General features: G+C 71.9%; 17 protein-coding genes. 10 read left to right on the top strand and 7 right to left on the bottom strand.

Annotated features, from left to right (window positions below; translation table 11 throughout):
• The first annotated feature begins 40 nt into the window (after positions 1-40).
• From ACFWJB_RS16400 to ACFWJB_RS16410, 3 genes are all read left to right on the top strand, one after another.
• Entirely contained in the window at positions 41-1444 is a 1404-nt protein-coding gene (locus ACFWJB_RS16400; RefSeq protein WP_385469350.1) for a class II fumarate hydratase, read from the top strand.
• 77 nt (positions 1445-1521) lie between these two features.
• Entirely contained in the window at positions 1522-2226 is a 705-nt protein-coding gene (locus ACFWJB_RS16405) for a DUF402 domain-containing protein (RefSeq protein ID WP_385469352.1), read from the top strand.
• A 279-nt stretch (positions 2227-2505) separates the two neighbouring features.
• Positions 2506-4578 carry a SpoIIE family protein phosphatase gene (locus ACFWJB_RS16410; RefSeq protein WP_386922905.1) on the top strand — a complete coding sequence of 691 codons (2073 nt, stop codon included), beginning with the start codon at positions 2506-2508 and terminating at the stop codon, positions 4576-4578.
• Between the two features lie 77 nt (positions 4579-4655).
• Here ACFWJB_RS16410 and ACFWJB_RS16415 read toward each other — a convergent pair whose 3' ends face one another.
• Entirely contained in the window at positions 4656-6959 is a 2304-nt protein-coding gene (locus ACFWJB_RS16415) for a transglycosylase domain-containing protein (RefSeq protein WP_385469356.1), read from the bottom strand.
• A gap of 270 nt (positions 6960-7229) precedes the next feature.
• Here ACFWJB_RS16415 and ACFWJB_RS16420 point away from each other — a divergent pair, with 270 nt between their 5' ends.
• From ACFWJB_RS16420 to ACFWJB_RS16440, 5 genes are all read left to right on the top strand, one after another.
• Positions 7230-8168 carry an SPFH domain-containing protein gene (locus ACFWJB_RS16420; protein WP_386922908.1) on the top strand — a complete coding sequence of 313 codons (939 nt, stop codon included), beginning with the start codon at positions 7230-7232 and terminating at the stop codon, positions 8166-8168.
• On the top strand, positions 8165-8422 hold the full coding sequence (locus ACFWJB_RS16425) for a hypothetical protein (protein WP_385469360.1): 258 nt from the start codon (positions 8165-8167) through the stop codon (positions 8420-8422). The genes ACFWJB_RS16420 and ACFWJB_RS16425 overlap by 4 nt, the downstream gene beginning before the upstream one ends.
• A 161-nt stretch (positions 8423-8583) precedes the next feature.
• A complete protein-coding gene (locus ACFWJB_RS16430; RefSeq protein ID WP_385473146.1) occupies positions 8584-9108 on the top strand; it encodes a PadR family transcriptional regulator in 525 nt (174 codons plus the stop codon).
• Positions 9105-9794, top strand: a complete 690-nt coding sequence (locus ACFWJB_RS16435) for an ABC transporter ATP-binding protein (protein WP_386922910.1) — start codon at positions 9105-9107, stop codon at positions 9792-9794. The genes ACFWJB_RS16430 and ACFWJB_RS16435 overlap by 4 nt, the downstream gene beginning before the upstream one ends.
• Positions 9791-12136, top strand: coding sequence for an ABC transporter permease (locus ACFWJB_RS16440; protein WP_386922912.1), 2346 nt, complete (start codon positions 9791-9793; stop codon positions 12134-12136). The genes ACFWJB_RS16435 and ACFWJB_RS16440 overlap by 4 nt, the downstream gene beginning before the upstream one ends.
• 96 nt (positions 12137-12232) lie before the next feature.
• Here the strand turns inward: ACFWJB_RS16440 and ACFWJB_RS16445 are convergent, their stop codons facing one another.
• On the bottom strand, positions 12233-13171 hold the full coding sequence (locus ACFWJB_RS16445; protein WP_385473154.1) for a LysR substrate-binding domain-containing protein: 939 nt from the start codon (positions 13169-13171) through the stop codon (positions 12233-12235).
• A 137-nt stretch (positions 13172-13308) separates the two neighbouring features.
• Between ACFWJB_RS16445 and ACFWJB_RS16450 the strand changes: the two genes are divergently transcribed.
• Together ACFWJB_RS16450 and ACFWJB_RS16455 are read left to right on the top strand one after the other, a co-directional pair.
• Positions 13309-13863, top strand: coding sequence for a peroxiredoxin (locus ACFWJB_RS16450; RefSeq protein ID WP_385473157.1), 555 nt, complete (start codon positions 13309-13311; stop codon positions 13861-13863).
• A 5-nt stretch (positions 13864-13868) separates the two neighbouring features.
• Positions 13869-14402: an alkyl hydroperoxide reductase gene (locus ACFWJB_RS16455; RefSeq protein ID WP_385473160.1), complete on the top strand. Its 534-nt coding sequence runs from the start codon at positions 13869-13871 to the stop codon at positions 14400-14402.
• A 123-nt stretch (positions 14403-14525) separates the two neighbouring features.
• Here the strand turns inward: ACFWJB_RS16455 and ACFWJB_RS16460 are convergent, their stop codons facing one another.
• From ACFWJB_RS16460 to ACFWJB_RS16480, 5 genes are all read right to left on the bottom strand, one after another.
• The gene (locus ACFWJB_RS16460; RefSeq protein WP_386922915.1) at positions 14526-15917 is read right to left on the bottom strand and encodes an AI-2E family transporter; all 1392 of its coding nucleotides are present in this window, start codon (positions 15915-15917) and stop codon (positions 14526-14528) included.
• Between the two features lie 146 nt (positions 15918-16063).
• Entirely contained in the window at positions 16064-16759 is a 696-nt protein-coding gene (locus ACFWJB_RS16465) for a transglycosylase SLT domain-containing protein (protein WP_385471860.1), read from the bottom strand.
• A gap of 418 nt (positions 16760-17177) precedes the next feature.
• Positions 17178-18503: a PhoH family protein gene (locus ACFWJB_RS16470; protein WP_385471857.1), complete on the bottom strand. Its 1326-nt coding sequence runs from the start codon at positions 18501-18503 to the stop codon at positions 17178-17180.
• 1132 nt (positions 18504-19635) lie between these two features.
• Positions 19636-20427 (bottom strand): class I SAM-dependent methyltransferase, encoded by a 792-nt coding sequence (locus ACFWJB_RS16475; RefSeq protein WP_386922918.1) that lies wholly within the window; start codon positions 20425-20427, stop codon positions 19636-19638.
• A gap of 90 nt (positions 20428-20517) precedes the next feature.
• Positions 20518-21390 carry an LLM class flavin-dependent oxidoreductase gene (locus ACFWJB_RS16480; protein WP_386922920.1) on the bottom strand — a complete coding sequence of 291 codons (873 nt, stop codon included), beginning with the start codon at positions 21388-21390 and terminating at the stop codon, positions 20518-20520.
• Positions 21391-21402 lie beyond the last annotated feature (12 nt).

Raw genomic sequence — 21402 nt, forward strand, 5'->3', positions numbered from 1 at the left:
GTCGCGTCGGGGACGCTGTGACACGTGGAGGTGATCGTCGATGGCCGACGAGCAGGACAGGACCGAGTACCGCACCGAGCACGACTCCATGGGCGAGGTGCGGGTGCCCGCCCACGCCAAGTGGCGGGCACAGACCCAGCGGGCGGTGGAGAACTTCCCCGTCTCCGGACAGCGCATCGAACGCGCGCACATCGAGGCGCTGGCCCGGATCAAGAGCGCGGCGGCCGAGGTCAACGCCCGGCTGGGCGTCCTGGACCGGGAGACCGCCGACGCGATCCGGGAGGCGGCCGACGAGGTCGCCGAGGGGAAGTGGGACGAGCACTTCCCCGTGGACGTGTTCCAGACGGGGTCGGGGACCTCGTCCAACATGAACACCAACGAGGTCGTCGCCACCCTGGCCAGTGAGCGGCTCGGCCGGGACGTGCACCCCAACGACCACGTCAACGCCTCCCAGTCGTCCAACGACGTCTTCCCCTCGTCGATCCACATCGCCGCCACCGCCGCCGTGAGCCGGGACCTCGTCCCCGCGCTGGACCACCTCGCCGCCGCCCTGGAGCGCAAGGCCGAGGAGTTCGCCGACGTCGTGAAGTCCGGGCGCACGCACCTCATGGACGCCACGCCCGTCACCCTGGGCCAGGAGTTCGGCGGGTACGCGGCCCAGGTGCGGTACGGCATCGAGCGGCTGAACGCGTCGCTCCCCCGGCTCGCCGAGCTGCCGCTGGGCGGCACCGCGGTCGGCACCGGCATCAACACCCCGCCCGGCTTCGCCGCCGCCGTCATCGAGGAGGTCGCCCGCACGACCGGGCTGCCGCTGACCGAGGCGCGCGACCACTTCGAGGCGCAGGGCGCGCGGGACGGCATCGTCGAGACGAGCGGGCAGCTGCGGACGATCGCCGTCGGGCTGACCAAGATCGCCAACGACCTGCGGTGGATGTCCTCCGGCCCGCGGACCGGCCTCGCGGAGATCTCGCTGCCCGACCTCCAGCCCGGTTCGTCCATCATGCCGGGCAAGGTGAACCCGGTCGTCCCGGAGGCCGTGCTCATGGTCGCCGCCCAGGTCACCGGCAACGACGCCACCGTCGCCGCGGCCGGGGCGGCCGGCAACTTCGAGCTCAACGTCATGCTGCCGGTCATCGCCAAGAACGTGCTGGAGTCGGTGCGGCTGCTCGCCAACGTCTCGCGGCTGCTGGCCGACCGGACCGTCGACGGCATCGTCGCCCACCGCGACCGGGCCCGCGAGTACGCCGAGTCCTCGCCCTCCGTGGTCACGCCGCTGAACAAGTACATCGGGTACGAGGAGGCCGCCAGGGTCGCCAAGAAGGCGCTGGCCGAACGGAAGACGATCCGTCAGGTGGTGCTGGAGGGCGGGTACGTCGAGCGCGGCGACCTCACGAACGAGCAGCTCGACGAGGCGCTGGACGTGCTGCGGATGACCCACCCGTGACCGGACGTCCGTCGCGGGCAAGGGCGCTCCTCGCGATCACCGCCGCATCGGATGGCCGGGGCACCTAATATCTGTCCATGGCAGACGGTGAAGCGGTGAGCGCGGCGGCACAGGCGGGCGGTCCGGCCGCCCCGGCGGGGTTCTGGGCACCCGGCAGTCACATCCTGTGGCGGTACCGGGAGAACGGCGGCCGGCACTTCCACATCGCCCGCCCCGTGACCGTCGTACGCGACGACGCCGACCTGCTCGCCGTGTGGATGGCGCCCGGCACCGAGTGCGTGAAGCCGGTGCTCGCCGACGGCACCCCCGTGCACCTGGAGCCGCTGGCGACGCGCTACACCAAGCCGCGCACCGTGCAGCGCGACCACTGGTTCGGCACCGGGGTGCTGAAGCTGGCCCGGCCCGGCGACCCCTGGTCGGTGTGGCTGTTCTGGGATCCGGGCTGGCGGTTCAAGAACTGGTACGTGAACCTGGAGGAGCCGCTCACCCGTTGGGAGGGCGGCGTCGACTCCGAGGACCACTTCCTGGACATCACCGTGCAGCCGGACCGAAGCTGGCACTGGCGGGACGAGGACGAGTTCGCCCAGGCCCAGCGGGACCGGCTGGTGAGCGCCGCACTGGCCGAGCGGGTGCGCGGGGCGGGACGCGCGGCGGTGGAGGTGATCCGGGACTGGGGGCCGCCGTTCTCGGACGGCTGGGAGCAGTGGCGGCCTGATCCGTCCTGGACGGTACCGTCGCTGCCCGGCGACTGGGATCGTACCTCCGCGCACGTGTCCCCATGAGACCCTTGATGCGCCCCCGGGCAAGAAACGTAGGATCGTCCTCCGCAAGGGTCGCAGCGGCAACCGGCGGAGCGTGCACGGTGCTTGACCGATCGTCACCGAGGGGCGGCAGGACGTGAGCGAGGGGTACGAGGGCAAGGCCGGCACGGGCCGCGGACGGCCCGCCGGTGGCACAGGAACAGCCTCTGACCACGCGGGAATTCCGTTCCTGGGGCACGTCTTCCGGGTATCGGGATTTCTGCGGGACGAACTGCACGCGCCGCGCGCAGTCCCGGACGGATGGATTCGACACGCGTGACGGAGCACCCGACCTCCTTCGAACGCCCCCCGACGGGCGACGACCCCACGGACTCCCGCGGGGCGTTCCTGCGTTCCTCCGTGCCGCCGCGGGCACCCGAGGCCGCCTTACCGGCGCAGGGGCGCGACGGGGAGACGCCGCCCGTGCCCGGCGCGGCCGCCTTCGAGCACTCCCAGCCGGGCGCCGAGCACGCCGCCGAGCCCGGCACCCACCGTCCGCGGCCCGCGGCCGAGGGCGTCCCGGTCCAGCCGGACGGGACGGGCGCGCCGGCGGGGCAGGACGGCCGTGACCCGGCCCCGGCGCCGGACCGGCGTACCGGGCAGCCCACCGCGCCCGGACGGCCCACGCCCATGCGGCGGGACGGGGACCGGCTGCGGTTCGTCGGCGCCGCGACCCGGCGGATCGCCCGGGGCATGGACCTGGACGAGATCGTGATGGGGCTGTGCCGGGCCACCGTGCCGACCTTCGCGGACGCCATCCTCGTCTATCTGCGCGAGCCGCTGCCGGTCGGCGACGAGCGGCCCACCGGCCCGCTGGTGCTGCGGCTGCGCCGGACCGACCGGATACCGGCCGAGCGGGACACCGAGGGCGGCTTCCCGCTCGCGCAGTCCGAGCCCTCCGATTTGGAGGCCGTCGGCTCCGAGCTGTGCGAGGTGCGGCCCGGCAGCGCGCTCGCCGAGGTGCTGCGCGGGGTGCGCCCGGTCTTCACGGACACCGCCGCGGCCCGCGCCGCCCTGCCCGACCTGCTCGGCGACGGTGGCGAGTTCGCCGTGCCCGGCGGCCGGCGCGCGATCCTGGCGCCGCTGCGCGGCCGGCGCCGGGTGATCGGGGCGGCCCTGTTCCTGCGCGGCCCGGAGCGCATCGCCTTCGAGGGCGACGACCTGCTGGTCGCCGCCCAGCTCGCGACGCACAGCGCGCTCGGCATCGACAAGGCGGTGCTGTACGGGCGCGAGGCGTACATCGCCGACGAGCTCCAGCGCACGATGCTCCCGGAGAACCTGCCGCGCTGCACCGGCGTGCGGCTGGCCTCCCGCTATCTGCCGGCCGCCGAGACGGCACGGGTCGGCGGCGACTGGTACGACGCGATCCCGCTGCCCGGCAGCCGGGTCGCGCTGGTCGTCGGGGACGTCATGGGCCACTCGATGACGTCGGCGGCCATCATGGGCCAGCTGCGGACCACCGCGCAGACCCTGGCCGGCCTCGACCTGCCCCCGCAGGAGGTGCTGCACCACCTGGACGAGCAGGCGCAGCGCCTCGGCACCGACCGCATGGCGACCTGCCTGTACGCCGTGTACGACCCGGTCGCGCACCGCATCACCGTCGCCAACGCCGGCCACCCGCCGCCCGTCCTGCTGCACCTGGGCGGACGGGCCGAGGTGCTGCGGGTGCCCGCGGGCGCCCCGATCGGCGTCGGCGGCGTGGACTTCGAGGCCGTGGAGCTGGAGGCCCCGGCCGGCGCCACCCTGCTGCTCTACACGGACGGCCTCGTCGAGTCCCGCCTGCGGGACGTGTGGACCGGCATAGAGCAGCTGCGGGAGCGCCTCGCGGCGACCGCGCAGCTCACCGGCCCCGACCACCCGCCGCCCCTGGAGGCCCTGTGCGACGAGGTGCTGGACATGCTCGGGCCGGGCGACCGGGACGACGACATCGCGCTGCTCGCCGCCCGCTTCGACGGCATCGCGCCCAGTGACGTGGCGTACTGGACCCTGGAGCCGGAGGACGCGGCACCCGGCCGGGCCCGCCGGCTGGCCCGGCGCGCCCTGGCCCGCTGGGGCATGGAGGACCTCACGGACTCGGTGGAGCTGCTGGTGAGCGAGGTCGTGACCAACGCGGTGCGGTACGCGACCAAGCCGGTCTCCCTGCGGCTGCTGCGCACCGACGTGCTGCGCTGCGAGGTCGGCGACGAGGTACCGCAGCTGCCGCGGCTGCGGCAGGCGCGCGCCACGGACGAGGGCGGGCGCGGGCTGTACCTGGTGAACCGGCTGGCCCGGCGCTGGGGCGCGACCCGGCTGAGCACCGGGAAGGTGGTCTGGTTCGAGCTGAACCGGGGCTGAGGGGAACCGGCGGGAACACGGAAGGGCGCCCGGTGAGCACCGGGCGCCCTTTCACGTACCTGCCGGCGGTCCGCCGGCTACTGCTCGCGCCGGCCGTTGCCGTTGCCCGGGAACAGCGGGTCCTCCGGGTCCGTGGACGCCCCGCCCGTCGGCGGTTCGGTCGAGGGGCTGTTCGACGGGGACATCGACGGCGACTCCTCCGGCTCCTCGGTCGTGGGCTCCTCCGTCGGCTCCTCGGTCGTCGGCTCCTCGGTCGGCGTCTCCTCGGCCGTCTCCTCCTCCGAGGGCGACTCGGACGGCGACTCGGTGACCGTGGGCGAGGTGCTGGGCTGCACGGCGGCGCCCTGCTTGGTCTCGAGGTCGAACTCGGTGACGTCCTTCATCACGCCGAAGGTGTACGCGGCCCAGATCTGCGCCGGGAAGCCACCGCCGTTGACGCGGGGCTCGCCGCCCGCCTTGTACATCGGGACCTGGGCGAAGGTCTTGGAGTCCTCGCCGAACAGGCCGACGGAGGTGACCAGACCGGGCGTGAAGCCGGTGAACCAGGCCGACTTGTTGTTGTCGGACGTACCCGTCTTGCCGGCCACCTGCTGGCCGTTGCGCATCGGGTTGTCGCGCACGGACCTCTTGGCCGTACCGTCGTCGACCACTCCGGTCAGCACGGACGTCACCGTGTCGGCGGCCTCGCGGCTGATGACCTGGTCACCGATCGGGTCGGGGAAGTCGACCGTGCGGGAGTTGTGCTCGACCGACTTCACGACGGCGGGGGTGACCTTCTTGCCGTGGTTGTCGAGGGTGGCGTAGACGCCGGCCATCTCCAGCGGGCTCGCGCCCATACTGCCCAGGGTCTGCGCGGGGACGGCCTCCATGCCCTCGGTCTCCATGCCGAGCTTGCCGGCGACCTTCACGACCTCGGACATGCCGACGTCGACACCCATCTGCGCGAAGACGGAGTTGACCGACTTGTTCATCGCCTCCTGGACGTCGATGTCGCCGTAGTCGGCGTCGTCCTCGTTCTCGGGGGCGAAGCCGACCTCCCGGCCGCCGTCCACCACGGGGCGCTTGCTCGTGCCGTCGTAGCCGGTGCTCGCCGTGATCGGCACGCCGTCCTGCGTCTCGGCGTCCTCGTCCACGGCGGCGGCGAGGATGACCGGCTTGAAGGTGGAGGCGGGCTGGTAGTCGTCACGGGTGGCGTTGTTGCGGAAGTGCTTGACGTAGTCCACACCGCCGTACATCGCCACGACCGCGCCCGTCTTCGGGTCCACGGACACGGCGCCGGCCTGGACGTCGGCGTCGACGTCGCGCTTCGACGGGTCCAGCTTGCTGGTCAGCTGCTCCTTGACGGACTTCTCGAGCGCCACCTGCTTCTTCTTGTCGACGTTGAGCGTGACGGTCCAGCCGCCGGCCTCGACCAGCGCGTCGGCCTGCTTCATGTCCTCGGCGCTGCCGCCGGCGACGAGCTGCTTCTTGAGCGCGGTGTTGGCCGCCTCGACCAGGTAGCCGGTCTGGCCCTCCATCCCGGGTGCGGGCTTGGGCTCCATGGGGACCGGGAACTTCATGGCCTGGCGGTCGGTGGCGCTCAGCCACTTCTGCTCGACCATGTTGTCCAGGACGTAGTTCCAGCGCTCCTGGACGAGCCGCTTGCCGGTGTCGCTGGCGATGGCCCAGTCGTACTGGTTGGGCGCCTGGAGCAGCGCGGCGAGGTACGCGCCCTGCTCGACCGTGAGGTCCTCGGCGTCGACGCGGTAGTAGGCCTGGGCGGCGGCCTGGATGCCGTAGGCGCCGCGGCCGTAGAAGCTGGTGTTGATGTACCCGGCGAGGATGTAGTCCTTGGGCTTCTCCCGGTCCAGCTTCAGGGAGATGACCAGCTCCTTGAGCTTGCGGGAGACGGTCTGGTCCTGGGTCAGGTAGTAGTTCTTGACGTACTGCTGGGTGATCGTCGAGCCGCCCTGCGCGCCCTTGCCGGAGAGCGTGTTGAGCACACCGCGCGCGGTGCCCTTGAGGTCGACGCCGGAGTCCTTGTAGAAGGTCTTGTTCTCGGCGGCGACGAAGGTGTGCTGGACGTCCTTGGGGACCTTGGCCAGGTCGACGATCTCGCGGTTGTAGCCCTTGCGGGCCATGATCGAGCCGTCGCTGTACTTGTAGACGTTGCCCTGCCGCTGGGCGTCGGGGTTCCCCTCGGGTATGTCGATCACCATGTACAGCACGATGAAGGCGCCCATGCCGAGCAGGATCACGCCGAAGAACGTGCCGAGGATCTTCTTCCAGGTGAACAGCCGGCGTATGAGGCTCCGGTCGTCCTTCTGCGACGAGCGGCGTCGGCTCGGCGCCGCGCGGCGGCCACCGCGCTGACGCGCTCTTCTCTCTTCCGCTCGTCCCATGGGTCCGATCCGCTCCGATTCGGTCGTGTGTGCTCACCCGTCGCACAGGTTCGCCGCTCAGGTCAGCTCAGAAAGCTAACACCGGGAGATGTGGCGTACGGCCGCGGATCCCGTCTCCTGCGGACGTGAGAATCAGCACCCGTTCCAAGGGAACCGACGTGCGAACGGGGTTCAAGGTTGCCATGACCTGTTAAAGTGATATCACTTAGCTAAATCGAGGCAATCACCGAGTGCGTGCGAGCGCGCTCCGCGAGAACGGGGGGACCACTCATGTCCGTACAGGAGAAGCCGCAGGTCGGGGCCGACGTGCCAGAGATGCCGGCCCCGCGGGTGCGGGAGACCCAGGCGCCCAGCATCGGCGGCGGGCTCGCGCTGCTGCTGGGGCTGGTCGGGCTGCTGGCCGGCGTCGGGATGATCGTCACCGCCACGGCGGTGTCGGCGACCGGTGCGAAGGCCGGGCTGATCGCCGGAGGCATCGTGATCGCCCTGGCCGCGTTCCTGGCGATGTGCGGGCTGAACATGGTGGCGCCGGGCGAGGCGCGGGTGGTGCAGCTCTTCGGCCGGTACCGGGGGACGATCCGGCAGGACGGGCTGCGCTGGGTGAACCCCTTCACCTCGCGCACCAAGATCTCGACGCGGGTGCGCAACCACGAGACGGCCGTCCTGAAGGTGAACGACGCGTACGGCAACCCGATCGAGCTGGCCGCGGTCGTGGTGTGGCGGGTGGAGGACACCGCGCAGGCCACCTTCGAGGTGGACGACTACATAGAGTTCGTCTCCACCCAGACCGAGGCCGCCGTGCGGCACATCGCCATCGAGTACCCGTACGACGCCCACGAGGAGGACGGCCTCTCCCTGCGCGGTAACGCCGAGGAGATCACCGAGAAGCTCGCCGTCGAGCTGCACGCGCGCGTGGAGGCGGCCGGCGTGCAGATCATCGAGTCCCGCTTCACGCACCTCGCCTACGCGCCGGAGATCGCCTCGGCCATGCTCCAGCGGCAGCAGGCCGGCGCGGTGGTCGCGGCACGGCGGCAGATCGTGGACGGCGCGGTCGGGATGGTCGAGGCGGCGCTGGCCCGCATCAGCGAGCAGGACATCGTGGAGCTGGACGACGAGCGCAAGGCGGCGATGGTGTCCAACCTGATGGTCGTGCTGTGCGGCGACCGCGCCGCCCAGCCGGTCCTGAACACGGGGACGCTCTACCAGTGACGACCCCGTCCGAGGGCCCGGCCCCCAAGCGCCGGCCGCAGCAGCGCAAGCAGGTGCTGCTGCGGCTGGACCCGCAGGTGTACGAGGCACTGGCCCGCTGGGCGGGCGACGAGCTGCGCTCGGCCAACGCCCAGATCGAGTTTCTGCTGCGCAGGGCGCTCGCGGAGGCGGGCCGCCTGCCCGGGGACACCGGACCGCTGCCCCGCCGGGGGCGTCCCCCGAGGAGCGGCCCGGACGGGACGCCCCCGTCGTGACCGCCCTCGGACCGGCCGCGTCGTCGCACCTCGCGACGGCGCGGCCTCCGTCGTAGCGGAACCGTGACAAACGCTTCCGACCTGCGGACCCGCACCCCGCGCCACGGTCTCTCCACTCGGCGTATACATGGTGCGTATACACCGTGTGTAGAGTGCTGCACATGTCCATCGGTCACACCCTCCTGGGACTCCTGGAGTCCGGGCCGCGCCACGGTTACGACCTGAAGCGTGCCTTCGACGAGAAGTTCGGTCACGACCGGCCGCTGCACTACGGCCAGGTCTACTCGACGATGTCCCGCCTGCTGAAGAACGGCCTCGTCGTCGTCGACGGCATAGAGACGGGCGGCGGTCCCGAGCGCAAGCGGTACGCGATCACCGACGCCGGGATCACCGACGTCCAGCACTGGCTCGCCACGCCCGAGAAGCCCGAGCCGTACCTGCAGTCCACGCTCTACACCAAGGTCGTCCTCGCGCTGCTCACCCACCGCGACGCGGCCGACGTCCTCGACACCCAGCGCTCGGAGCACCTGCGCAGCATGCGCATCCTCACCGACCGCAAGCGCAGGGGCGATCTCGCCGACCAGCTCATCTGCGACCACGCCCTGTTCCACCTCGAGGCCGACCTGCGCTGGCTGGAGCTCACCGCCGCGCGCCTCGACAAGCTCCGTGAGGCGGTGGCCCGATGACCGTTCCCGCGGGTTCCCTGCTCTCGGCCGAGAAGCTGACCAAGGCCTACGGTCCGACGCTCGCCCTCGACGGCGCCGAGTTCTCCATCCACCCGGGCGAGGTCGTCGCCGTGATGGGCCCCTCCGGGTCCGGCAAGTCGACGCTGCTGCACTGCCTCGCCGGCATCGTGACCCCCGACTCGGGCACGATCACGTACGACGGGCGGGAGCTGTCCGCCATGTCCGACGCCCAGCGCAGCGCGCTGCGCCGCTCGGAGTTCGGCTTCGTGTTCCAGTTCGGGCAGCTCGTGCCCGAGCTGACCTGCGTCGAGAACGTCGCCCTGCCGCTGCGCCTGAACGGTACCTCCCGCAAGGAGGCCGAGCGGGCCGCGCTGACCTGGATGGAGCGGCTGGAGGTCGACGACCTGCGAAAGAAGCGGCCCGGCGAGGTCTCCGGCGGTCAGGGGCAGCGCGTCGCCGTGGCACGCTCGCTCGTCACCAACCCCCGCGTGCTGTTCGCCGACGAGCCGACCGGCGCCCTGGACTCCCTCAACGGCGAGCGGGTCATGGAGCTGCTCACGGACGCCGCCCGGTCCACCAACGCCGCCGTCGTGCTGGTCACGCACGAGGCGCGGGTGGCGGCGTACTCCGACCGCGAGGTCGTCGTACGGGACGGCAGGTCGCGGGACATGGAGCGCGCCGTATGAACGTCGGCCAGTGGGCCCGCGACCTGGCCCTGGGCGTGCGCTTCACCGTCACCGGCGGGCGCGAGGGCTGGACCCGGGCGCTGCTGACGGCCGTCGGCGTCGGGCTGGGCGTGGCACTGCTGCTGCTCACGACGGCCCTGCCGAACGCCCTCGCCGTCCGCCACGAGCGGGAGGCCGCGCGCACCGACATCACCTTCACCGACGACGTGCCCGCCAAGGCCGACGACACCCTGATCGTCGCCAACGTCGACACCGACTTCCGGGACGACACCGTCCGGGGCCGCGCCCTGGACGTCGAGGGGCCGAAGGCCCCGCTGCCGCCGGGGGTGGCGAAGTTCCCGGCCGTGGGCGAGATGGTGGTGTCCCCCGCGCTGAAGGAGCTGCTGGAGTCGGACTCCGGCGCACTGCTGCGGGAGCGGCTCCCGGAGCGGATCAGCGGCACGATCGGGGAGAGCGGGCTGATCGGCTCGCACGAACTCGCCTTCTTCCGGGGCGCCGACGGGCTCGAGCCGTACCTCGAAGGCGGCCGGATCGTCCGCATCGACCACTTCGGCGACCCCGATCCGGGGACCGAGCAGGCCGACCCCGTGCTCCTCCTCCTCGTCCTCGTCGTCTTCGTGGTGCTGCTGATGCCCGTCGCGGTATTCATCGCCGCCGCCGTGCGGTTCGGCGGCGAGCGGCGCGACCGGCGGCTCGCCGCGCTGCGGCTGGTCGGCTCCGACAGCCGCATGACCCGGCGCATCGCGGCCGGCGAGGCGCTGGCCGGCGCGGTGCTCGGACTCCTCTTCGGGGCCGTGTTCTTCCTGATCGGGCGCCAGCTCGCGGGGACGGCCGAGGTGTTCCGCATCAGCGTGTTCCCCAGCTACCTCAACCCGTCCCCGCTGCTGGCGCTGCTGGTCGCGGTGGCGGTGCCGGCGGCGGCCGTCATGGTGACGCTGCTGGCGCTGCGCGGGGTGGTCATCGAGCCGCTCGGCGTGGTGCGCACGGCCAGGCCCGCGCGCCGGCGCCTGTGGTGGCGGCTGCTGCTGCCGGTGGCCGGCCTGGCGATGCTGTACCCGATGGTCGGCCAGGGCCGCGACAACGGGGACTTCAACCAGTACCTGGTGAGCGGCGGCGTCGTCCTGCTGCTCGTCGGCGTCACCGCGCTGCTGCCGTGGATCGTGGAGACGGTCGTCGCCCGGCTCGGCCCGGGTGCCGTGTCCTGGCAGCTGGCCGTGCGCCGGCTGCAACTGAGCAGCGGCACGGCGGCCCGCATGGTCAACGGCATCGCCGTGGCCGTCGCCGGGGCGATCGCCCTGCAGATGCTGTTCGCGGGCGTGGACGACGACTACACCCGGAGCACCGGGAAGGACCCCACGCAGGCGCAGATGGAGGTGGCCCTGCCGAGCGAGGCACCGGTGGCCGCGGCCGCGGGCAGGTTCCGGGCCACCCGGGGGGTCGACGAGGTCTTCTCCTATTCCGAGGGCTACCTCGGCGACCGGCGCAGTGACCCGGAGAACACGACGACGGTCACCGTGGGCGACTGCGTCGCGCTGCGCGAGATCGCGACGCTGACCTCCTGCCGCGACGGTGACGTCTTCGCCGTGCGCGGAGCCGAGTGGGACACCGATGTCGACGTGATGGCGCTGGCGAAGCCCGGCCGGACGATGTACCTCGACCCGACGTACGAGGGCAACCCTAAGAGGAGCCTGGAGCTCCCCTGGAAGGTGCCGTCGGGTGTCCACGAGGCGGCGCCGCGCAGGGGCCTGCTCGCCGGGATCGACCGGGGCGGATTCCTGATCACGCCGAAGGCGCTGCCCGAGTCGCTCACCCCGGCGCTGACCGGGCACGCCTACCTCAGGCTCGACGAGTCCGTGCCGGACGTGTACGACCGGGTGCGGAACACCGCGGCGGCCCTGGATCCGCTGGCGTACCCGATGGTCTGGTCGGCCACGGAGCGCACCGGCCGGTTCGACGCCATCCGCACCGGTCTGTTCGTCGGCGCCGCGTGCGTGCTGGCGCTGATCGGCGCGAGTCTGCTGGTCTCGCAGCTGGAGCAGTTGCGCGAGCGCAGGAAGCTGCTGTCGTCCCTGGTCGCCTTCGGCACCCGGCGCCGCACGCTGAGCCTGTCGGTGCTGTGGCAGACCGCGATACCGATCGCGCTGGGACTGGTGCTGGCCACGGTGGTCGGCCTGACACTGGGCACGGTGCTGCTGAAGATGACGGCCACCCCGGTCGCCGTCGACTGGGCCGGCGTCCTGTCGATGACCGGCATCGGCGCCGCGGTCGTCCTGGTGGTGACCCTGGCCAGCCTGCCGCCGCTGCTGCGCCTGATGCGGCCGGAGGGCCTGCGGACGGAGTAGCCCCCCGGCCTGCCCGGGCCCGGACGCGGCGCGCATCCCGTGCCCGTCCGGGCCTCCGCGCGCCCGCGGGCGCCGGCGGTCCCGGCGCGGTGCCCGTCAGCCGCGGACCGTGCGCACCGGGAGGTCCTCCATGGCCTCCCGGAGCGCCACCGCCAGCTCCTCGTACTCGGCGGAGCGGGCCGCGCCCGTGCGCATGGCGAGGGCGACGCGGCGGCTGGGTGCCGGGTCGGCGAAGGAACCGGTGAGGAGCTGGCTGGAGCGGGACGTCTCCACGCGGACCGCCGTGCGCGGCAGCAGCGTCACGCCGAGGCCGCCCGCCACCAGTTGCACCAGCGTCGACAGGCCCGCCGCCGTGGTGGTCGCCGGGACGTCCGCGCGGCCGGCCTCCCGGCAGATGTCGAGGGCCTGGTCGCGCAGGCAGTGGCCCTCGTCGAGCAGCAGCAGGTTCAGCTCGCGCAGCACGCCCCGTCCGATGCCCTCCCGGCCGCCGAGCCGGTGGTCGAGCGGGGTGACGAGCACGAAGTCCTCGTCGAACAGCGGCAGTTCGGTGATGCCGGGAACACCGAGCGGGACCGCCAGCAGCAGCAGGTCGAGGCGGCCGGACGCGAGACCGTCGAGCAGGCTCGCCGTCTGCTCCTCGTGGACCTGGAGATCGAGGTCGGGATAGCGGTCGTGGACCAGCCGCAGGACCGTCGGGAGCAGGTACGGCGCCACGGTCGGGATGACGCCGAGCCGGAGCGCCCCGGTGAACGGCGCGCGCACCGCCTCCGCCTCCTCCAGCAGCGCCCCGACCTCGGCCAGCACCGCCTTCGCCCGCACGGCGAGCCGCTCCCCTGCCGGAGAGAGCAGCACCTTGCGCGTCGTACGCTCCAGGAGGGTGACACCGAGTGTCTCCTCCAGCGTGGAGACGGCGCCGGAGAGCGCCGGCTGGCTCATGCCGATCGCGGCGGCGGCATCGCGGAAGTGCAGATGCTCGGCGACCGCGGCGAAAGCCCGCAGCTGGGCGAGGCTGGGCTGCCTCTTCTTCCCTGTCACTAATAGCCACCTCCGATCAACTCGACCGAGTGTAGCTATTTCACTAATCAATGCACTCTGTGCCAACATCACTAACGTCCAACCCATGGGAAACACTTGCAAACTGGGTGTTTCTTCGCTGCACTTTTGGAGAGCGCGTGCTCACTGTCGGTGACAAGTTCCCCGAGTTCGATCTGACCGCCTGCGTCTCGCTGGAGAAGGGCAAGGAGTTCGAGCAGATCAACCACAAGACCTACGAGGGTCAGTGGAAGGTCGTCTTCGCGTGGCCCAAGGACTTCACCTTCGTGTGCCCGACCGAGATCGCCGCCTTCGGCAAGCTGAACGACGAGTTCGCCGACCGTGACGCCCAGGTCCTCGGCTTCTCCGGCGACTCCGAGTTCGTGCACCACGCCTGGCGCAAGGACCACCCGGACCTGACCGACCTGCCGTTCCCGATGATGGCGGACTCCAAGCACGAGCTGATGCGCGACCTCGGCATCGAGGGCGAGGACGGCTTCGCCAAGCGCGCCGTGTTCATCGTGGACCAGAACAACGAGATCCAGTTCTCCATGGTGACCGCCGGCTCGGTCGGCCGTAACCCCAAGGAGGTCCTGCGGGTCCTCGACGCCCTGCAGACCGACGAGCTCTGCCCGTGCAACTGGAGCAAGGGCGACGAGACCCTCGACCCGGTCGCGCTGCTGGCCGGGGAGTGACCGACATGTCCCTCGACTCCCTGAAGTCCGCCATACCGGACTACGCCAAGGACCTGAAGCTCAACCTGGGCTCGGTCATCGGCAACTCCGACCTCCCGGCGCAGCAGCTGTGGGGCACCGTGCTGGCGACCGCCATCGCCTCGCGCTCCCCGATCGTGCTGCGCGAGCTGGAGCCGGAGGCGAAGGCGAACCTCTCGCCCGAGGCGTACACGGCCGCCAAGTCGGCCGCCGCCATCATGGCGATGAACAACGTTTTCTACCGCACCCGGCACCTGCTGTCGGACCACGAGTACGGCACCCTGCGCGCCGGTCTGCGGATGAACGTCATCGGCAACCCGGGCGTCGACAAGGTCGACTTCGAGCTGTGGTCCTTCGCGGTGTCCGCCATCAACGGCTGCGGCATGTGCCTGGACTCTCACGAGCAGGTGCTGCGCAAGGCCGGGATCGACCGCGAGGTCATCCAGGAGGCCTTCAAGATCGCCGCCGTGGTCGAGGCCGTCGGCGCCACGCTGGACGCCGAGGCGGTCCTCGCCCAGTAGTCCCGCCGGACCCGGCAGAAAGGGGCCCCGCTCACCGTCCTGGTGAGCGGGGCCCTTTCGCGTCCCTAGGGGGTGTCTGACACATGAGCGCGGCGACGCCGCGGGCATGTGGCAGACACCCCCCTAGGCCGGGGGCGTCTCGGGCGCCGGCTCGGCCCCGTCGGGACCGGGCCGCTGTTCCGCCGCCGGGGACGCGTCGGTCGGGGTCGCGCCGCGCGGCCTGGGCGTCTGCCGGACGGCGGTCTCGCGGGAGTAGGCCCGCAGATAGCCCACGACGGTGTTGGTCACCGCCACCAGCGGTACGGCGACCACCGCGCCGCCGATGCCGGCCACCATGCCGCCGGCGGCCACCGACAGCACCACCGCGAGCGGGTGGACCCGCACCGCGCGCCCGAGGATGAACGGCTGGAGGATGTGGCCCTCGATCTGCTGGACCACCAGCACGACGACGAGCGTCATGACCGCCGCGAACATGCCCTGCGTCACCAGCGCCACGACGACCGCGAGGGCGCCCGAGACCACCGCGCCGACGAGCGGGATGAAGGCGAACAGGAAGATGAACACGGCCAGCGGCACGGCCATCGGCACGTCGAGGAAGTAGATGCCGAGGCCGATGAAGATGGCGTCGATCAGTGCCACCACGACCGTGCCGCGCACGTACGCGGTGAGCGTCCGCCAGGCGCGCGGGCCGGCACCGGCGACACCCGGCCGGGCCGCGGCGGGCACCAGCTTGAGCGTCCACTGCCAGATGCGCCGGCCGTCGTAGAGCAGGAACAGCGTGGAGAAGGCGGCCAGCAGGATGCCGGTGAGCGCCTCGACCACGACCGTGACGCCCTCGAGTCCCGCGGAGGTTATCTGGTCGGTGTTGGCGCCGACCGCGTCGCGCAGGCTCTTGGCGATCTCGTTGATCTGCTTGTCGGTGACGTGGAAGGGGCTGTTCAGCAGCCAGTTGCGCAGCTCGTCGATGCCGTCCTGGACCTGGTCGGAGAGGTTGTCGATGTTCTCCATGACCTGCCAGGTGACGAACCAGCCGATCAGGCCCATCACCACGAATCCGAGGATGGCGGTGAGGGCCGTGGCCGGTCCGCGGGGCACCCCGTGCCGCCGCAGCCACGCCACCGACGGCTGGAGCAGGGCCGTGATCAGCAGTGCGGCGACGAACGCCAGTACCACCAGCTGCACGGCGCTGATCACCTTCATCAGCACCCAGAGGGTGCCCGCAAGGACCAGCAGCCGCCATCCGGCCTCGGCCGCGACCCGCATGCCCCACGGCACCGCATGGGCGGGGTCGGGCCGGTCCCGGACGACGGGCGTGTGGTCCACGAACGTGTGCCCGTGCCCGGCGGACGCGTGGTCCGTGTCCGGCGCGGACATGTGCACCGGGACGTGCCCCGGTACGACGCCGTCGGTCTCGGGGTCCTCGCTCTCCGCCTCGGCCCGACGCTGGTCCAACTGCCTGCTCATCCGGGTCAGTCCGGCGCCGAGCCGGCCGAGCCACCCTGGCACTCGCGACATGATCCGTCCTCTTCCCCCGTCCGTCCCCACCACTCCCCCCCAGGAGTCGTTCCCGTCCGACCGTACACGGCGGGAGCGCGAAAGCCCCTCACCGTAGGACGGTGAGGGGCTGCGCAAGGTTGAGCGGCGGGCCGTGCCGGGCCGGCTCAGTACCAGTGGTTGTTCTGCCAGAAGGCCCAGGCGTCGCACGGGCTGCCGTAGCGGCTGTCCATGTAGTTGAGGCCCCACTTGATCTGGGTGGCCGGGTTGGTCTGCCAGTCGGAGCCGACCGAGGACATCTTGGATCCGGGCAGGGCCTGGAAGAGGCCGTAGGCGCCGGAGGACGCGTTGACGGCCCGGTAGTTCCAGCTGGACTCGTGGTCCACGATGTTGCTGAAGCACTGGAACTGGCCGCTGGGGACCATCTGGCGCGCCATCGCCTGGATCTGGCCGACGCTGTAGGAGCTCTGGACGGCGAAGCTGACGGACTCGCGCTCGGCGTCGCGGCTGGCGGCTTCCTGCTCCGCCTTGCGCTCCTTGGCCTCCTCGGCCGCCTGCTTCGCCTTCGCCTGCTTGGCGACGGCGGTCTCGGCGGCTGCCTTGCGGGCCGCTGCCTCGGCGTCCTTCTTGGCGCTCACGTCCGCGGCGATGGCCTGTACGTCGGCCTGCTGCGTCAGGGACGCGGTCTGCACCTGCGCCTGCTCGCCCATGGGGATGTCCGCGAGCAGCGTCGTGCCTGCTGCCGTCGCCTCCGCGTCGTGGTTCTGCGCGGTGCTGCCCGAGGCAACGCCGACGACGCTTCCGACTGCGGTGACCGCCGTGGCCGAGGCCACTGCGAATCCCCGGACCGAGATCCGGCTCACACGGTTTCCTTCCAGCATCGCCCGCTTCGGTGACCCTCGCGGACGCAATCGTGCCCCTGGCACTGGCCTCCCCAACTACGGGTCACGGAAGGCACGGGCCCGGTGGACAACTCCCTGACGGGAGCGCCGCGTGGTGCTCGGGCGGCATACGACGCTGCTATGGAGTTGGATCTGGTGCTTCTGTGGTGCCGTACCGCTGGGGGTACAGATGTGTCGTATGCGGGGCCTGACAGGAATGAGACTCTGCCGTAACCCGCCGGGGTGAGGCAATTCTGTGCTGCGTGTGAAAGCTCACATCCCGTTTGGCCCTGGGGATTTCGAGAAACCTCCCCGCGCGAAGACGCCGCCCGGCTAGGCTCTTCGCCTTTCCGGACGGCGTCGACCGTCGGGACAACCGACCCGTGTCGGGTCGGAGTTCTCAGATGTGCCCGTCCTCCAGCATTTCGGTGACAAGCGCCGCGATCTGCGACCTCTCGGACCTGGTCAGCGTGACGTGGGCGAAGAGCGGATGGCCCTTCAGTTTCTCGACGACGGCGACGACTCCGTCGTACCGCCCCACCCGCAGGTTGTCCCGCTGCGCCACGTCGTGGGTCAGGACGACCCTCGAGTTGGCGCCGATGCGGGACAGGACGGTCAGCAGGACGTTCCGCTCCAGCGACTGGGCCTCGTCCACGATCACGAACGCGTCGTGCAGCGAGCGGCCGCGGATGTGGGTGAGCGGCAGGACCTCCAGCATGCCGCGGGCGGTGACCTCCTCGATGACCTCGCGGCTGGTGACCGCCGACAGCGTGTCGAAGACCGCCTGGGCCCAGGGGCTCATCTTCTCCGCCTCGGAGCCGGGCAGGTAGCCGAGCTCCTGTCCGCCGACCGCGTACAGCGGGCGGAAGACCATCACCTTCTGGTGCTGCCGGCGTTCCAGCACGGCCTCCAGTCCCGCGCACAGCGCCAGCGCCGACTTGCCGGTGCCGGCCCGGCCGCCCATCGACACGATGCCGACGTCCGGGTCGAGGAGCAGGTCGAGCGCGATGCGCTGCTCGGCGCTGCGGCCCTTGATGCCGAACGCCTCCCGGTCGCCGCGCACCAGCCTGACGTTCCCGTCGGGCGTGACGCGGCCGAGCGCCTTGCCGCGCTCCGACTGGATGGTCAGACCCGTGTGTACGGGCAGCTCGGCGGCCTCGGGGACGTGGACCCGGCCCTCCTCGAAGAGCACGTCCACCTGTTCACCCGGCAGGGTGAGTTCGGACATGCCGGTCCAGCCGGAGGCGTCCGTGATGGCGAGCTCGGCGCGGTACTCCTCGGCGAGCAGGCCGACGGAGGACGCCTTGATCCTGAGCGGGAGGTCCTTCGACACGACGGTGACGTCGAACCCCTCGGCCTGCAGGTTGCGGGCGACCGCGAGGATGCGGGAGTCGTTGTCCCCCAGGCGGTAGCCGGTGGGCAGCACGCTGGGGTCCGAGTGGTTGAGCTCGACACGCACGGTCCCGCCGAGATCCCCGATCGGGATGGGGGCGTCCAGGCGGCCGTGCCGCACGCGGAACTCGTCGAGCAGGCGCAGTGCCTGCCTGGCGAAGTAGCCGAGTTCGGGATGGTGCCGCTTGGCCTCCAGCTCCGTGACCACGACGATCGGGAGCACGACCTCGTGCTCGTCGAAGCGGTTCAGGGCGCCTGGGTCGGCCAGCAGGACGCTGGTGTCGAGAACGTAGGTGCGCCGATCTGGCTTGTGGCGCTTTGTGCTGGTCACCACGGAAGGACGTACCCCCTCGGAAGAGGTCGGGGAGCGACGAAGTGGACGCTGGGCCGGGAGGGCGGGAAAGAGCCGGCCGGTCGTCGGCCGCCCTGCACGGGCGCGGGCCGCGAACCGGCCCTCCGCCACTTCTTCCGCGCCGTGACCGCACGGTAGGGCTGGTGCAAAGGGCCTCCCGGGCGGACGGGCTACGTGCCGTCCGCTGAGATCCGATGCCCGTGGTTCGGGCGTCGACCTGCTTGCCTTATGCCCGGGAACGAGCTTCGCCATGCAACGGCGCAGGACGACGCACCGGTGAACTCCTCATGACAGGCGCCCCTCGGGGCACCCGGGCGGGTCGGGGTGCGGGCGGGCCCGGCGGCGGCGGTGCAGCGGGAGCCGGGCGGGCGGGGCGTCACCGAGGGCAGAAAAAACGGGCCGGTCCGTGGGGGGGGAGACGGACCGGCCCGAGGGGGGGTTTCCACCATAACCCTTCGTAAGTGAAGTCGCGCGCATCGGCGTGCCACAACTACTCTCCGGAATCGTCCGGCGACGCCCGGGTGGTCACGGAATAGCCCATTCCGCCCTGAATCATGGCCAGAACGCGGCCATTCCCTTGGAATTCCACGGGAGACGGGTGACAGGCGGGTGACGGGAGTGTCCACGCGGGGCTTCACCTCCGCGCCGGGCCTCGTACGACGGAACGCCTCCGCGTCCCACCACCGGGTGACACCACCGGCGAACGCCCGCTTGACCCGGCACCGCGCAGCCCCCTCCACTGCACGGTGCCGCACGCGCAGCTTTGCTCACGCGAATTACCTGCTCTGAATCTACGTGATCACGGCGGGCGGTTGCGACCCGTGCGGCTCAGTGGTGGATAACGATGTGGAAACCCTGTGAGGATCGCGGGGTGATTCCGCACGCTCCCTCCGGAGCACGGATATTTGCGAAGGTATGTCACGAACACCCGGAATGATCCACCCAGCCGGGCACACTTCCCCGTCTTCGAGGACGGCCGCCGGCCCGCGTCGGTCCTGACGTCCCCTCATGACGAGGACCGCGGGAATCACTCGACCGGCGGCGGGCGCGCGGCGGATCGAACGGCAGTTCCTGGCCATGTCCGCCCGCGCGGGCACCTGCGGGCGGCCGGGGGCTACGCGTCCGGCTTGCGGGCCTCGAAGAGCTGGCGCGCGCTGTGGGCCACGAAGGCCCCGTCGGCCTCGATGCGGTCGTGCAGCTCGCGGAGGCGGGGCCGGTACTCCTCGACGGTGAACCCGGGGACCATCCACACGACCTTGCGCAGGAAATGGACGACGGCGCCGATGTCGTGGAACTCCATCCGCAGCCGCTCCGCCCGCACGCCGACGACCTCCAGCCCGGCGGCCTCCGCGTCGGCACGCTCCAGGTCGGGGTGGCGGGCGGTGCGGTTCTCCTCGGGCAGGGGGCCGAGGAAGAACTCGACGAGCTCGAAGACGCTGGCGGGCCCGACGTGCTGGGCGAAGTACGTACCGCCGGGCCGGAGCACGCGGGCGATCTCCGTCCAGTGCGGCCGGACGGGGTGCCGGCTGACGACGAGGTCGAAGGCGCCGTCCGCGAAGGGGAGCGGCGCGTCGTCGGGCGCGGCAACCACGGCGACGCCGCGCCGGCGGAGCAGTCCGGTGGCCTTGGCGACGTTCGGCGCCCACCCCTCGGTGGCGACGACGAGCAGGGGCCGGTCGGGGGCGGCGAGGCCGAGGGCGAGGTCCAGGACCTCGCCGCCGCCGGTCTGTACGTCCAGTACGGCGCCGGCCCCGGCCAGCCGCCCGGCCATGGACCGCGCGTACCCCCAGGACGGCCGTTCCTCGGTGGCCCGCCCCTCGAACCAGGAGAAGTTCCACCCTTCGGTGGGGACGGCAGCGCCCTCGGCCACGAGTTCGTCGAAGGAGCGGGCGGCGGCGGGGGTCATGGGGCGCTGGATCCGATCTGTGGGTCGTGCCGGTCGGTACGGCCGGTGGGCCGGTGGCGGTCGGCGGTCGGCGGTCGGCGGTCGGCGGTTCTAGTCCAGGAGGGGCCGGACCTGCTGGGCGGCGAACCGTACGAAGCCCTCGGGGTCGGGCTCGTCCCCGGTCGGCTGGAGGACGACGGTGTCGGCGCCGGCCTCGGCGAGCCGCCGGACGGCCTTGGCGACGGCGTCGGCGTCCCCGGCGACACCCAGCTCCGGCACCGCCGCGAGGCCCTCGGCCCGCTGCTCGGCCCGCAGCCGTTCGGCGGCGCCGGGTCCGGTGGCCGCGAGGAGGTACACGACCACCTGGTGCGGCTCCGTCCGCCCGGCGGCCGTCCGCCCCTCGTCAACGAGCCGGCGGGCCCGCCGCACGGCGTCGGGCGGGTTGGCCGCGGTGAGGACGGTGCCGTCGGCGGCCTCCCCGGCGAGCCGCAGGGAACGGGGTCCGGTGACCCCGGCGAGCACCTCGGCCCGCTGGGCGGGCGGCCAGTCGAGGGCGACGTCGTCGAGCCGGACGTACCGGCCCCCGGTCGTCACCCGCTCCCCGCGCAGCAGGGCCCGCAGGGCGAGGAGGTACTCCCGCAGCAGGGTCAAGGGCGACTCCGCCCGCGCCCCGACCTGGCCCATCCAGTCCTGCACGCCGTGCCCGACGGCGAGGACCGCGCGGCCGGGGAACATCCGGTGCAGGGTGGCGGCCTCCATGGCGGTGACGGCCACGTTCCGCAACGGCACGGGGAGCAGCCCGACGCCGACCCGGAGCCGTTCGGTCCACGCGAGGGCGGCGGCGGCCGTGGCGATACCTCCTTCGAGGAAGCAGTCCTCCCACAGCCACAGCTCCTCCAGTCCGGAGTCCTCCGCGACGCGGGCCACGGCACGCAGCCGTTCGGGGGCGAGCTGGGGACGGAACACGACGCCGAGTGCGGTCATTGGCCCTTCCTA

This window comes from Streptomyces sp. NPDC127100, assembly GCF_042724095.1.
Taxonomy (GTDB): domain Bacteria; phylum Actinomycetota; class Actinomycetes; order Streptomycetales; family Streptomycetaceae; genus Streptomyces.